This window comes from Microbacterium sp. NPDC089186 (genome assembly GCF_040685115.1).
GTDB classification, from domain to species: domain Bacteria; phylum Actinomycetota; class Actinomycetes; order Actinomycetales; family Microbacteriaceae; genus Microbacterium; species Microbacterium galbum.
Genome location: NZ_JBFBHJ010000004.1, coordinates 531,080 through 544,279, shown reverse-complemented (window position 1 = coordinate 544,279; position 13,200 = coordinate 531,080). Strand labels below are relative to the sequence as shown.

Below are 13,200 nucleotides of genomic sequence, written 5' to 3'. Positions count from 1 at the left end.
GTGTCGCGGATGCCGCGCCGTGCTGCATCCGTCACCGTTCCGCGTCGCGCGGGGTGTGGGTTCACGCATAAACGCTTCTCGCGCGCATAAACGCGCTGTGCTCGCGTTTATGCGCGGGGATCGCGTTCATGCGTGGGGTTTCGCCGCCGGGTGGGGTTCCGCGGCCCGGTGGGGCCTGTGTGTCGCGAATGCCGCGCCGTGCGGCATCCGTCACCGTTCCGCGGCGCGCGGGGCGTGGGGGTGCTCCGCACCGGCGCCCAGGAACGACGGCGCCGCGCCCCCGAAGGAGCGCGGCGCCGGTCGAACGAGACGCGACCTCAGCTGATCAACAGCAGCTGGTGCCCCGCGGACACCGTCGTTCCGGCGGTCGCGTCGATCGAGGCGACCGTCCCGTCCTTGTGGGCCTGGATGGGCTGCTCCATCTTCATCGCCTCGAGCACGACGACGAGGTCGCCCTTGACGACCTGCTGGCCCTCCTCGACCGCGACCTTGACGATCGTGGCCTGCATCGGAGACTTGACCGCGTCGCCGGTCGCCCCGGCGGCGGGCGAGGCCGCGTGGGAGCGGCGCGACGGGGGAGCGGCGGCGGGGCGACCCGCCTGCGGGGCGGCGGCGGTGATGCGGTCGGGCAGGCTCACCTCGAGGCGCTTGCCGCCGACCTCGACCACCACCGTGTGACGGCCGGTCTCCGCGGCGGGAGCGTCGAGCTCGCCGTCCCAGGCGGGGATGTCGTTGACGAACTCCGTCTCGATCCAGCGGGTGAAGACGCCGAAGGTGCCGTCCTCGGCGGTGTAGGCGGGGTCGCGCACCACCTTGCGGTGGAACGGCAGCACTGTCGGCATCCCGGCGACCTCGAACTCGTCGAGGGCGCGGCGGGCGCGCTCGAGCGCCTCGGCGCGATCACGACCGGTGACGATGATCTTCGCGAGCAGCGAGTCGAAGGCGCCCGAGACGCTGTCGCCGGCGGTGACACCGGAGTCGAGGCGGATGCCGGGACCACCGAACGTCTTGAAGACGTGGATGGGGCCGGGCTGCGGGAGGAAACCACGGCCGGGGTCCTCGCCGTTGATGCGGAACTCGATCGAGTGACCGACGGGGGCGGGGTCGTCGTAGCCGAGCTCCTCACCCTCCGCGACGCGGAACTGCTCGCGCACGAGGTCGATACCGGTGACCTCCTCGGACACGGGGTGCTCGACCTGCAGGCGCGTGTTGACCTCGAGGAATGAGATGGTGCCGTCGGCGCCGATGAGGAACTCGCAGGTGCCCGCTCCGACGTAGCCGACCTCTTTGAGGATGGCCTTGGATGCCGAGTACAGCACCGCGTTCTGCTCCTCGCTGAGGAAGGGGGCCGGGGCCTCCTCCACCAGCTTCTGGTGACGGCGCTGCAGCGAGCAGTCGCGGGTCGAGACGACGACGACGTTGCCCGCCGAGTCGGCGAGGCACTGCGTCTCGACGTGGCGCGGCTTGTCGAGGTACTTCTCGACGAAGCACTCGCCGCGACCGAAGGCGGCGACCGCCTCGCGCGTGGCCGACTCGAACATCTCGGCGACCTCGTCGAGCTCGCGCGCGACCTTCAACCCGCGTCCTCCGCCGCCGTAGGCGGCCTTGATCGCGATGGGCAGGCCCACCTCTTCGGCGAAGGCGATGACCTCGTCGGCGCCCGAGACGGGGCCGGGCGTGCCGGGAGCGAGGGGAGCGCCGACCTTCTCGGCGACGTGTCGCGCGGTGACCTTGTCGCCGAGCGCCTCGATCGCGTCGGGCGAGGGCCCGATCCAGATGAGGCCGGCGCCGATGACGGCGCGGGCGAAGTCGGCGTTCTCGGCGAGGAAGCCGTAGCCGGGGTGCACGGCGTCGGCGCCGGAGCGGCGGGCGACCGAGAGGATCTTCTCGATCGAGAGGTAGGTGTCGGCGCTGGTGGTGCCGTCGAGGGCGTACGCCTCGTCGGCGAGACGCGTGTGAAGGGCGTCGCGGTCCTGATCGGCGTAGACGGCGACGGAGGCCTTGCCCGAATCACGGGCGGCGCGGATGATTCGGACGGCGATCTCGCCGCGGTTGGCGACAAGGACCTTGGCGATCTTCGGCATTCGTCCAGCCTAGCGAGGGCGACCGCGCGTCTTTTGACACTCCTCGACAAGAAACGCCGAGAAACGTGAGCGGGTGTCTACGAACGATTCCAGAGCGTGGTCCAGGAGCCGCCGAGCTCGCGAACGAGGCGGCGCACGGTCGACAGCGACATCCCCACCACCGTGGAGGGGTCGCCCTCCACGCGCTCGATGAAGGCACCGCCGAGACTGTCGACCGTGAAGGCGCCCGCCACGAGGAGCGGTTCGCCGCTGGCGACGTAGGCCGCGATCTCGTCGTCGTCGACGTCGGCGGCGAAGGTCACGGACGCCTCGGCGACGGCGTGGGCCTCGCGCGGCTCGAGGCCGGGGGAGAGGCGGAACACACTGTGCCCGGAGTGCAGCACACCCGTGCGCCCGCGCATCCCGCGCCAGCGCGCCGTCGCCGCATCGGCGGTGTACGGCTTGCCCAGGATCTCGTCGCCGAGCGCGAACATCGAGTCTCCGCCGATGACGAAGCCGTCGAAGAGGGGGTCCTCGTCGCGGACGCGGTGGGCGACGTCGGCGGCCTTGCGGCGCGCGAGCAGCAGAACGTGCTCGGGGGCGGGCAAGCGCCGCCCCTCGGACGCCTCGACCTCGGCGATCACCGCTTCCTCGTCGACCCGGGGCGCACGCGCCTCGGGCTCGATCCCCGCCTGGCGCAGCAGCATCAGACGGGCGGGAGAAGTGGATGCCAGGCACACGCGCATGCGTCCACGCTACCGACGCGATGCCCCGGCGGATGCCCGCAGACCTCACGTCCTGCCACAGCGAGGCGACCGAGCCTGTCGAAGCCCCCGGGCTCGCGTGGGCCCGGACCCTTCGACGGCCTCGGGGCCCTGGGGCGGCGAGGTGGCTGAGCCTGTCGTCGCCGCCGCGCTCAGGATCCGGGGGCGGCGAGGTGGCTGGGCCTGTCGACGCCACCCGGCGCGAAGACCGAGGCCCGGCTGCTTCACGGCCTCGTGTGACAGGCTCGGGGGATGCACGACGGCGACCTCATCGAACTCGACATCACCGGCATCGCCCACGGCGGTGTGTTCGTCGGGCGGCACGAGGGGCGCGTCGTCTTCGTCCCCGACACCCTGCCGGGCGAGCGCATCCGTGCTCGACTCACCGACACCCGCAAGAAGGCGTTCTGGCGGGCCGAGGCGATCGAGGTGCTCGAGGCGGCGCCCGAACGGCAGCCGCACGTGTGGCAGGCGGCGGCGATCGAGGTCGATCCGTCCGAGCGGGTCGGCGGCGCCGAATTCGGGCACATCGCCCTCGCCCACCAGCGGGCGCTGAAGGAGCGCGTCATCCGCGAGGCGGTCGAACGCGTCGGTCGGCTGGAGCTCCCCGTCGAGGTCGCGATCGCGGGCGACGACGCGCAGCGCGAGTCGTCCGACGGCACGGGATGGCGCACCCGCGTGAGCCTGCACGTCGACGACGCCGGACGCGTCGGCGCGTTCGCCGCCCGCTCGCACCACGTCGTCGAGACCGTCGACCTTCCCCTGGCGACCGAGGCCATCGCCCTCGCCGCGTCGGAGGTGCGGGCCGGTCGAGCCCTCCCCGGACGCATCGACCTCGTCCAGCCCGCCGACGGTCGCGTGCGCGTCCTGCCCCGTCCCGAGGGGGAGCGCCCGTCCTCGGAGCCCGAGGTGATCGAGGAGCGCGTCGGCGATCGCGTGTTCCGCGTCGGCGCCGGCGGGTTCTGGCAGGTGCACCGTCTGGCCGCCCGCACGCTGACCTCGCTCGTCTCAGCGGAGCTCACGGCATCCCTCGGCGGACTCGATCCCGACGCCACCCACCTCGACCTCTACGGCGGAGTGGGCCTGTTCGCCGCCACGCTCGGCGAGATGGGCGGGAGCGGAACGCGCGTGGTGAGCGTCGAGAGCGATCCGCGCGCCACCGAGCATGCGGGTGAGAACCTCGCGGAGTGGATCGGGGCCCGTGCCGAGACGGCGCGCGTCGACCGGTTCGTCGCGGCGCTCGCCGACGGCGCCTCCGCCCGGGAACGCGAGCGTCTCTCTCGCGGCGTCGTGCTCCTCGATCCGCCGCGCGCCGGCGCCGGTCGCGCCGTCGTCGAGGGCATCGCCGCCCTGGCCCCGACCGCGGTCGTGTACGTCGCGTGCGACCCCGTGGCCCTCTCCCGCGATCTCGCGACCTTCGCCGAGCTCGGCTATCGGGCCGATCGCGGCATCCGGGGCGTCGATCTGTTCCCGAACTCGCACCACGTCGAGGCGGTCACCGTCCTCCGTCGCTGAAGCGCGTCGCGGGCGCGCGAGCGAGGACGCGCCGTGCGGGGAAGGTCCTCCTGCGCGGCGGAGGGCAGCGCCGATACGATGACGGAATGACGCGCGTCGCCCTCATCGATGACCACGAGTCGGTCCGGCTCGGGTTGGAGGCCGCCCTCGCGCGCACGCAAGCCACCACGGTCGTCTTCTCGGGCGCGAACGTCGCCGCCTACCTGACGTGGCGCCAGAGCGCGGCCGAGACGCCGGCCGACGTCGTCGTGCTCGATCTCACCCTCGGCGACGGCACCACCGTGTCGGAGAACGTCGACCGTGTCGTCCGCGACGGCTCGAGCGTGATCATCCACAGCGTCGCCGACCGTGCCGGGGCGGTGCGCGAAGCCCTCGCCGCGGGTGCGGCCGGGATCGTGAGCAAGTCCTCTCCCACGCACGAGGTGCTGGGCGCGATCAGCACCGTCGCTCGCGGCGAGCTGCTCGACAACGTCGAATGGGCCAGCGCCGTCGAGGGCGACCGCGACTTCGCCGACGCGCAGCTCTCCGCTCGCGAGCGCGAGGTGCTCCGCCTGTACGCGGCGGGACTGCCGCTGAAGGCCGTGGCCGAGCGGCTCGGGGTGGCGTACTCCACGGCGAAGGAGAACATCACCCGGGTGCGCGTGAAGTACGTGGAGGTGGGGCGACCCGCACCCACCAAGGTCGACCTGCTGAGACGCGCCATGGAAGACGGCATCCTCCAGGATGCGCCAGATGACGTCGGCCGTGGCTGAATCGGACCGGTCGGTGCTCGACGAGGCGTGGGGTCGCATCCCGCACACGCGCGAGAGCCAGGCCGACCAGGGGACATTCACCCAGACGCGCATCGAGCGCGTCATCACGCTCATCGTGGGACCGGGCTCGCTCGTCCTCGGAGCGCAGGCGTTCTTCGCCGCTTTCGGGCCCGGGGATGAGGCGCAGGGGTGGCATCTCCCGTTGGTGCTCGGGGTGTTCCTCCCCCTCGTCGCGATGATCATCGCGTGCAGTGTGGGGCGCTTCGCCCGGGTGTTCTCGGGCATCTTCGCGGTGGTGTTCCTGCTGGCCCTCGCGTTGTGGCCGCTCGCGACCGCGGGCGGTCCGGCGCCGGCGCCCACGGAGAACCCCTGGATCTTCTACCTCGTCAACGTGGCGACGGTGTCGACGATCGTCGCGTTCCCCCTCGCGCTGCAGATCGTGTGGACCATCGCCACCCCGCTGCTGTTCGGCGTCGTGCGTCTGCTCCAGGCCGGCGGACAGCCCGATTTCGTGCTCCCCGTCATCCTCGACGTCACGTTCGCCCTCATCCTCGGCAGCGTGCTGCTGACCCTCGGGTGGATGTATCGCTCGATCGCCGCCAACGTCGATCAGGCGCGCGCCGTCGCCGTGTCGAGCTATGCGGCGGCGGCAGCGACCGCGGCCACGGAGCACGAGCGCGTCGCGGTCGCCGCCCTGATGCACGACAGCGTCCTCGGCGCCCTGCTCGCCGCGGAACGCGCCTCCAGCCCGCGCGAACGCACGCTCGCGGTCAGCATGGCGCGAGAGGCGCTGACGCGACTCGCCAACGCCGAGAAGGACTCGCTCGAGGGCAGTGACGAGCCCGTTCCCGCCCTGCGCCTCGCCGACGACATCGAGGTCGCCGCTCGCGAGCTGGGCATCGACCTCGTCGTCACCCGGGCCGTGGAGGAGGGAACGCCTCGCGTCCCCGGGCGCGTGGCCCGCGCCCTGGTCCTCGCCGCCATGCAGGCCGTCGCCAACGCCGTGCAGCACGCCGACGCGCAGGGGCTCACGGTCGAGCTGACGGGGGACAGCGCGCCCGGTGGCGTCGCCGTGCGCGTGCGCGACACGGGAGCCGGCTTCGACGTGGCCGCGATCCCCGATGACCGTCTCGGCATCCGCGGGTCGATCAACGCCCGTCTGGCGGCCGTCGGGGGACGCAGCGACATCGACTCGACCTCCGCCGGGACGACGGTCACCCTCGAGTGGGAGAGCGGGGACCGCTGGTGACCGTCCGCTCGGTGCTGTCCGTCATCGGTCTGGCCTTCACCGCCTACCTCGCCGCGAGGGGACTCATCTGGACCTCGCCCGAGACCGTCGTGCGCGGGTGGCTGATCGTGGCCGCTCTGCTCTTCTACCTGCCCGTCACCTGGCTCTGGATCTTCGCCATCGGTGCGCGCGAGCGTACCGACTCGTCGTCGCCGGTCACCTCGCCGGCCAAGCTCCCCGGCTGGGGTGTCGCGCTCGCGTTGATGGCCGCCGTCATCGTGCCGAACGCCCCGTTCCTCGCGGTCACCGAAGCCGGACGTTCCCAGCCCTTCGTGACCTGGGTGATCGGAGCGATCGGCGCCCTCATGACCATCGTCATGGTGCGCCGTCGCCCCATCGTGGCCTGGACCGGGATGGCACTGCTCACCCTGTCGACCTCGCTCTGGTTGGGGCCCCTTCAAGCCCTCAGCCTCGGCCTCGTCGGCTCCCTCATGTGGGTGGCCGCGGCGCAACTGGTGACGATCGCGCTCGATCGTGCCGCGCGCGACGCCGAGCGGCTCGCCGAGCTGCAGCAGGCCGCCTCCGCATGGCAGGCGTCGCAGAGCGGACGGCAGCGCGAGCGCCGGCTGCATGTCCAGCGTGCCCTGCAGGCCGCGGGTCCGATCCTCGCCCGCACCATCGAGAACGGTGGCAACCTCCGTGCCGCCGACAAAGAGGCGGCACGCCGCGCCGAGGCGAGTCTGCGCGACGAACTGCGCGGCAACCGTCTCCTCGATGACGGCGTGCGCGTCGAGATCGAGGCTGCCCGTCGCCGTGGAGCGGCCGTCAGCCTGTTCGACGAGGGCGGACTCGAGGGGCTGCGGGCCGCCGACCTCGACGCCATCCGTACCGAGCTGGCATCCGTCCTGCACGAGTCCGTCTCTCAGCGCGTCATCATCCGCACGTCGCCGCACCACGAGGTCGCGGTGACCATCGTCGGCCGGTCCCAGGGCGACGGCGACGGGGGCGACGACGACGAGGTCGATCTCTGGCGCGAGATCCGCCGACCGCGCTGAGCGCACCCGACGGCCCGCGCCGCATCCCGGCGGACAGCCGACGCCCGCGCTGAGCGCACCCGACGGCCCGCGCCGCATCCGGGCGGACAGCCGACGCCCGCGCTGAGCGCACCCGACGGCCCGCGCTGCATCCGGGCGGACAGCCGACGCCCGCGCTGAGCGCACCCGACGGCCCGCGCTGCATCCCGGCGGACAGCCGACGCCCGCGCTGAGCGCACCCGACGGCCCGCGCCGCATCAGCGGCACACCCCTCATCCGCCGGTCCGACCGACGCAGAGGGGGGATTCGTCGACGCTGCCGAGGATGAGGGGTGAGGGGCGGCGATGTCGCCTGCCCCCCACCCGGACGAACGGTTACCCGAAAACCGTCCGTGCGGCCGGATCCGGCTCGAAGGAGCGGTCCGACCGAACGCGTGATGCGTTCCAGCTCCTCCAGTATTCGCGAGCTGTCCCGCGGCGTCTGTAGGTATTTCGGGGGACACTTTCCGGCCGAACGGTCAGCCGGTGAAGCCGTTCCATCCCGCGTCGCGGTTCAGGGGGGCGCGCAGGCCGCGCGCCGACAGCTCCCAACGCGAACGCGGGGCGTCGTCGGGCGCCGTGGCCTCGGCGACCTCGCGCACGTACGCCTCGCTGACCACGACGATCGCCGCGGCCAACTCCTCCTCGGTCGGTGTGCCGCGCACGACCTCCGCCATGACGGGCGGCAGGCCGGTGTTCGCAGACGCGTCGCTCACAGCGGGATGTTCCCGTGCTTTTTGGCGGGAAGGCTCGCGCGCTTGTTGCGCAGCGCGCGCAGGGCCTTGGCGATCGACACGCGCGTCTGCGCGGGCTCGATGATCCCGTCGAGCTCGCCGCGCTCGGCGGCGAGGAACGGGGATGCCACGTTGTACGTGTACTCGTTCGCGAGGCGCGTGCGCACCGCAGCGACGTCTTCTCCCGCCTCCTCGGCGCGCTTGATCTCGCCGCGGTAGAGGATGTTGACGGCGCCCTGGCCGCCCATGACGGCGATCTCCGCGGTCGGCCAGGCGAGGTTGATGTCGGCGCCCAGCTGCTTGGAGCCCATCACGATGTACGCGCCGCCGTAGGCCTTGCGCAGGATCACGGTCACGAGGGGGACGGTGGCCTCGGCGTACGCGTAGAGCAGCTTGGCGCCGCGGCGGATGACGCCGGTCCACTCCTGGTCGGTGCCGGGGAGGTATCCGGGCACGTCGACGAGGGTGACGATCGGGATCGAGAACGCGTCGCAGAAGCGCACGAAGCGCGAGGCCTTCTCGCCCGCGTCGATGTTGAGCGTCCCGGCCATCTGCGAGGGCTGGTTCGCGATGACGCCGACGGTGCGCCCCTCGATCCGCCCGAAGCCGATCACGATGTTCGGCGCGAACAGCGGCTGCACCTCGAGGAACTCCCCGGCATCCACGATCCCGTCGATCACGGTGTGGATGTCGTACGGCTGGTTGGGGGAGTCGGGGATGACCGTGTTCAGCGAGCGGTCGGCATCCGTCGTCTCGAACTCGAACGGCGTCTCGTAGACGGGGATCTCGGCGAGGTTGTTGTCGGGCAGGTAGCCGATGAGACCGCGCGCGTAGTCGATCGCGTCGTCCTCGTCGTCGGCGAGGTAGTGCGCGACGCCGGAGCGGGTGTTGTGGGTGAGCGCCCCGCCGAGCTCCTCCATGCCGACGTCTTCGCCGGTGACGGTCTTGATGACGTCGGGGCCGGTCACGAACATCTGGCTCGTCTTGTCGACCATGATGACGAAGTCGGTGAGGGCGGGGGAGTACACCGCGCCTCCCGCGGCGGGTCCCATGATGATCGAGATCTGCGGGATCACGCCCGAGGCGGCGGTGTTCAGGCGGAAGATCTCGCCGTACTTGCCGAGGGCGACGACGCCCTCCTGGATGCGGGCGCCGCCGGAGTCGAGGACGCCGATGATCGGGATGCCGCTGCGCAGCGCGAGCTCCATCACCTTGATGATCTTGTCGCCGGCGACCTCGCCGAGCGATCCGCCGAAGGTGGAGAAGTCCTGCGCGTACACCGCGACCGTGCGGCCGTGGATGGTGCCGGTGCCCGTGACGACCGAGTCGCCGTAGGGGCGGGACTTGTCCATGCCGAACGCGGTGGTGCGATGGCGCACGTACTCGTCGAGCTCGACGAACGAGCCCGGGTCGACCAGCATCTCGAGGCGCTCGCGGGCGGTGAGCTTGCCCTTGGCGTGCTGCTTCTGGCGCGCGGCGGCTTCGGCATCGACGACCGCCTCCTGGAACCTGCTGCGCAGGTCCGCGATCTTGCCGGCGGTGGTGAAGAGATCGGGCTGGTCGGTCACGCTTTCCACCCTAGCGACCGCACCGGCACCGGCGTTGGAGGGTGCGCACAAGCGAATCGTCCGCGGGCTGTGGCATCCGGCCATCGGTGGTGTCGGTCGTCGCGCGCAACCGGATGCCGACGCGCCGCCGTTTCCCTAAGGTGTGGACATGCCGATCCCCGCGTCCGGATACCCCCGCACCGCCGACATCAGCCCCCGCGTCCAGGTGGTGACGACCACCGATTCGACCAATGCCGACGTCGTGGCCGCCGTCACCGCCGACCCCGCCGGCTGGCCCCACCTCTCGTTGCTCGTCACCGATGACCAGCGCGCGGGCCGGGGGCGCCTCGACCGCACGTGGACGGCGCCGGCGGGCACAGCGCTCGCCGTGTCCGTCGTGGTCGACGCGTCCGGCATCCCGATGTCGTCGCGCGGGTGGATCCCGCTGGCCGCGGGGGCGGCCATGACCCGCGCTGTCCGCGCGCAGCTGACCGGCCACGGCGGCGGCGCCGAGCTGAAGTGGCCGAACGACGTGCTCGTGGACGGCGCCAAGATCTGCGGCATCCTGGCCGAGGCGGTGCCGGGCACGTTCGACACGGTGGTGGTCGGAGCGGGTGTCAACACGCGCATGTCCCGCGCCGATCTCCCCGTGACGACCGCGACGTCGTTCCCGGCGATCGGGGCGGAGTGCGACGACGACCGTTTGATGGCCGACTACCTCGGCCACCTGCGCGACAGCCTCGCCGCCCTCGCATCCGGAGACGTCGCGGGCGTGCACCGCGACATCGAGGGGCTGTGCGCGACGGTCGGGCGAGAGGTGACGGTGTCGATGCCGGACGGCACGACGGTGCAGGGGCTCGCCGAGCGACTCGACGACGACGGTCGCCTCGTCGTCGCGGCCGGCACGATCGAGACGGTCGTGGCCGCGGGCGACGTCGTGCACGTGCGCTGACGCGGTGCCGCGCTGCTCCGCCGCGACCGCCGCCCGCGTGTGCGCCGCGATCGTCGGCCACGGGGTCGCACAATGAGAGGGTGACCCAGCCGTCGAGCTCGATCGGGCGCCCGCGCATGCCGGCGCCGGGCACGAACGCGCCCGAGCTGCGCATCGCCCGGCTGCACGCCCATGCCCGCGGGCTGTTCTGGTCCGCGCTCGTGCTCATCGCCGTCGCGGGGGCGACCGCCTACTTCTACGACAACCTCCCCGCGCCGTACGAGAACTGGATGCTGCTGACCGCCGCCGCGGTCGTCATCCTGCTGCTGGTCGTCATCCCGTTCCTCGTGTGGCTCTCCCACACGTGGACCATCACGACGCGCCGCGTCATCGAGCGCTCGGGGCCGTTCGGCTCGACCCAGCGCGAGATCTCCCACGTGCGGGGCTACGCGATCCAGATGCGTCGCGGCCTCCTCCAGCGCCTCTGGGGTGCGGGGACGTTGTCGCTGTCGAACGGCGTCGAGCCCCCGCTGCGCCTGAAGAACATCCCGCACGCCGTGCTCGTGCACGAGACGCTGGTCGATCAGGTCGAGGTCAACCAGATCCTCGCCCACCGCGATTCGCAGACCTTCGGCTCGGGCTCCGTCGGCCTCTGACTCGAGGGGGCCCGGTCCCTTCGACGGGCTCAGGCGTCGAGCGGAGGTGGCTGAGCCCGTCGAAGCCGCCGGGCGTCGCGTCCGCGCCCCCGGAGCCGGGCTCGGCATCGGCGCTTCCCGACGCCCCGGGGCGGCCCCGGCTCGCGCGCGCGCGGACGTCCCGACAGAATGGATGCCGACGGAAGGAGCGGCATGGCGCTGCGAGTCGGAGTGGTCGGTGGCGGGCAGCTGGCGCGGATGATGATCGCGCCGGCGGTCGAGCTGGGCGTCGAGATCCGCGTGCTCGCCGAGCAGGAGGGCATGTCGGCGGCCCTCGCCGCAACCGCCGTCGGCGATTACCGCGACGCCGAGACCGTGCTCGCGTTCGCGCGCGACGTCGACGTCATCACCTTCGACCACGAGCACGTCCCGCAGGACGTCCTCGCCGCCCTCGTCGACGCGGGCGTCGCCGTGCACCCCGGCCCCGCGCCCCTCGGCGTCGCGCAGGACAAGCTCGTCATGCGCGCCCGCATGGCCGAGCTGGGCCTGCCGCAGCCCGACTGGGCCGCCGTCGCGGACTCCGCGGCGCTCCAGGAGTTCCTCGACGCCCATGGCGGTCGCGCGGTCGTCAAGACCCCCCGCGGCGGATACGACGGCAAGGGCGTGCGGGTCGTATCGGCCGCGACCGAGGCCGACGACTGGTTCGCCGCCCTCGCGGAAGACGGCAACGGGGGGTCGCTGCTCGTCGAGGAACTCGTCGACTTCACGCGCGAGCTCGCCCAGCAGGTCGCCCGTCGCCCCTCCGGCGACGTCCGCGCCTACCCGGTCGTCGAGACCGTCCAGCGCGACGGCGTGTGCGCCGAGGTGGTCGCCCCCGCCCCGCGCGCCGACCAGCGCGTGCAGCGCGCGGCCGCCGAGATCGGTGTCGCGGTCGCGGAGGGCCTCGGGGTGACCGGCATGCTCGCCGTCGAGCTCTTCGAGACCACCGACGAGCGCATCCTCATCAACGAACTCGCCATGCGTCCGCACAACAGCGGGCACTGGACGCAGGACGGGGCCGTCACGAGCCAGTTCGAGCAGCACGTGCGCGCGGTCCTCGACCTGCCCCTCGGATCGACGGATGCCGTCGCCCCCTGGACCGTGATGATCAACGTGCTGGGCGGGCCGGCGGAGGGCACGCTCGAGGAACGCTTCCCCGCCGCCATGGCCGCTCACCCGTCGGCCAAGATCCACACCTACGGCAAGGCGCCGCGGCCGGGCCGCAAGGTCGGGCACGTCAACGTCGTCGGCGACGACCTCGACGACGTCGTGTACGAAGGCCGCGCGGCCGCGGCCTTCTTCGACTGAATGGGCGACCGACCGGCACTCCTGAGCGCGCCGTTCCGCGATCTTCCAGCGAGCCCCCCTAGCCTGGTGCGGTGACCCGGCCGCTGCATTCTTCCGAGACGCCCGTGGTCGGCGTCGTCATGGGCTCCGACTCCGACTGGCGGGTGATGGATGCCGCCTCCGCGGTGCTGACGGAGTTCGGCATCCCGCACGAGGTCGAGGTCGTCTCCGCCCACCGCACCCCCGACAAGCTCATACGCTACGGACGCGAGGCGCGCGGCCGGGGGCTCCGCGCCATCATCGCCGGGGCCGGGGGAGCGGCGCACCTGCCGGGCATGCTGGCATCCGTCACCGCCCTCCCCGTGATCGGCGTCCCGGTGCAGCTGGCGACCCTCGACGGGCTGGACTCGCTGCTCAGCATCGTGCAGATGCCGGCCGGCATACCCGTCGCGACCGTGTCGATCAACGGCGCGAAGAACGCCGGGCTGTTGGCCGCCCGCATCCTCGGCAGTGCCGACGCAGAGCTCGCGGAGCGCGTGGAGGCATACGCCCGAGACCTCGAGGCCCAGGTCGACGAGAAGAACCGGCGTCTGAAGGACTCGCTGTGACCCTCGCAGCGCCCGCCCGCCCGCG

At 72.3% G+C, this 13,200-nt stretch carries 12 protein-coding genes; 8 read left to right on the top strand and 4 right to left on the bottom strand.

Annotated features, from left to right (window positions below):
- Window positions 1-317: 317 nt before the first annotated feature.
- On the bottom strand, window positions 318-2,084 hold the full coding sequence (locus tag AB0N82_RS16400) for a biotin carboxylase N-terminal domain-containing protein (RefSeq protein ID WP_363393150.1): 1,767 nt from the start codon (window positions 2,082-2,084) through the stop codon (window positions 318-320).
- 77 nt (window positions 2,085-2,161) lie between these two features.
- Window positions 2,162-2,809 (bottom strand): Maf family protein, encoded by a 648-nt coding sequence (locus tag AB0N82_RS16395; protein WP_363393147.1) that lies wholly within the window; start codon window positions 2,807-2,809, stop codon window positions 2,162-2,164.
- Between the two features lie 270 nt (window positions 2,810-3,079).
- Between AB0N82_RS16395 and AB0N82_RS16390 the strand changes: the two genes are divergently transcribed.
- The 4 genes from AB0N82_RS16390 (at window position 3,080) to AB0N82_RS16375 (ending at window position 7,377) form a co-directional block, all read left to right on the top strand.
- Window positions 3,080-4,342 carry a TRAM domain-containing protein gene (locus AB0N82_RS16390; RefSeq protein WP_363393144.1) on the top strand — a complete coding sequence of 421 codons (1,263 nt, stop codon included), beginning with the start codon at window positions 3,080-3,082 and terminating at the stop codon, window positions 4,340-4,342.
- An 86-nt stretch (window positions 4,343-4,428) separates the two neighbouring features.
- Window positions 4,429-5,094 (top strand): response regulator transcription factor, encoded by a 666-nt coding sequence (locus AB0N82_RS16385; RefSeq protein ID WP_315993353.1) that lies wholly within the window; start codon window positions 4,429-4,431, stop codon window positions 5,092-5,094.
- Window positions 5,075-6,343 carry an ATP-binding protein gene (locus tag AB0N82_RS16380; RefSeq protein ID WP_315993352.1) on the top strand — a complete coding sequence of 423 codons (1,269 nt, stop codon included), beginning with the start codon at window positions 5,075-5,077 and terminating at the stop codon, window positions 6,341-6,343. The genes AB0N82_RS16385 and AB0N82_RS16380 overlap by 20 nt, the downstream gene beginning before the upstream one ends.
- Window positions 6,340-7,377, top strand: a complete 1,038-nt coding sequence (locus tag AB0N82_RS16375) for a hypothetical protein (RefSeq protein ID WP_315993351.1) — start codon at window positions 6,340-6,342, stop codon at window positions 7,375-7,377. The genes AB0N82_RS16380 and AB0N82_RS16375 overlap by 4 nt, the downstream gene beginning before the upstream one ends.
- Before the next feature lie 496 nt (window positions 7,378-7,873).
- Here AB0N82_RS16375 and AB0N82_RS16370 read toward each other — a convergent pair whose 3' ends face one another.
- Window positions 7,874-8,110 (bottom strand): acyl-CoA carboxylase subunit epsilon, encoded by a 237-nt coding sequence (locus AB0N82_RS16370; protein ID WP_363393139.1) that lies wholly within the window; start codon window positions 8,108-8,110, stop codon window positions 7,874-7,876.
- Window positions 8,107-9,705 (bottom strand): acyl-CoA carboxylase subunit beta, encoded by a 1,599-nt coding sequence (locus tag AB0N82_RS16365; protein ID WP_315993349.1) that lies wholly within the window; start codon window positions 9,703-9,705, stop codon window positions 8,107-8,109. The genes AB0N82_RS16370 and AB0N82_RS16365 overlap by 4 nt, the downstream gene beginning before the upstream one ends.
- Window positions 9,706-9,844: 139 nt before the next feature.
- On the opposite strand from AB0N82_RS16365, the gene AB0N82_RS16360 reads away from it, so the two are divergent.
- The 4 genes from AB0N82_RS16360 to purE all read left to right on the top strand — a co-directional run bounded on the left by AB0N82_RS16360 (window position 9,845) and on the right by purE (window position 13,175).
- The gene (locus tag AB0N82_RS16360; protein WP_363393136.1) at window positions 9,845-10,627 is read left to right on the top strand and encodes a biotin--[acetyl-CoA-carboxylase] ligase; all 783 of its coding nucleotides are present in this window, start codon (window positions 9,845-9,847) and stop codon (window positions 10,625-10,627) included.
- An 80-nt stretch (window positions 10,628-10,707) separates the two neighbouring features.
- Window positions 10,708-11,262 carry a PH domain-containing protein gene (locus AB0N82_RS16355; RefSeq protein ID WP_363393133.1) on the top strand — a complete coding sequence of 185 codons (555 nt, stop codon included), beginning with the start codon at window positions 10,708-10,710 and terminating at the stop codon, window positions 11,260-11,262.
- A 192-nt stretch (window positions 11,263-11,454) separates the two neighbouring features.
- Window positions 11,455-12,588, top strand: a complete 1,134-nt coding sequence (locus AB0N82_RS16350) for a 5-(carboxyamino)imidazole ribonucleotide synthase (protein ID WP_363393130.1) — start codon at window positions 11,455-11,457, stop codon at window positions 12,586-12,588.
- A 119-nt stretch (window positions 12,589-12,707) separates the two neighbouring features.
- On the top strand, window positions 12,708-13,175 hold the full coding sequence (gene purE / locus AB0N82_RS16345; RefSeq protein WP_363393361.1) for a 5-(carboxyamino)imidazole ribonucleotide mutase: 468 nt from the start codon (window positions 12,708-12,710) through the stop codon (window positions 13,173-13,175).
- Window positions 13,176-13,200: the final 25 nt, after the last annotated feature.

Coding starts and splice junctions, on each gene's coding strand:
- AB0N82_RS16400 (WP_363393150.1), bottom strand. CDS start 2,084: ATGCCGAAGATCGCCAAGGTCCTTGTCGCCAACCGCGGCGAGATCGCC.
- AB0N82_RS16395 (WP_363393147.1), bottom strand. CDS start 2,809: ATGCGCGTGTGCCTGGCATCCACTTCTCCCGCCCGTCTGATGCTGCTG.
- AB0N82_RS16390 (WP_363393144.1), top strand. CDS start 3,080: ATGCACGACGGCGACCTCATCGAACTCGACATCACCGGCATCGCCCAC.
- AB0N82_RS16385 (WP_315993353.1), top strand. CDS start 4,429: ATGACGCGCGTCGCCCTCATCGATGACCACGAGTCGGTCCGGCTCGGG.
- AB0N82_RS16380 (WP_315993352.1), top strand. CDS start 5,075: ATGACGTCGGCCGTGGCTGAATCGGACCGGTCGGTGCTCGACGAGGCG.
- AB0N82_RS16360 (WP_363393136.1), top strand. CDS start 9,845: ATGCCGATCCCCGCGTCCGGATACCCCCGCACCGCCGACATCAGCCCC.
- AB0N82_RS16350 (WP_363393130.1), top strand. CDS start 11,455: ATGGCGCTGCGAGTCGGAGTGGTCGGTGGCGGGCAGCTGGCGCGGATG.
- purE (WP_363393361.1), top strand. CDS start 12,708: ATGGGCTCCGACTCCGACTGGCGGGTGATGGATGCCGCCTCCGCGGTG.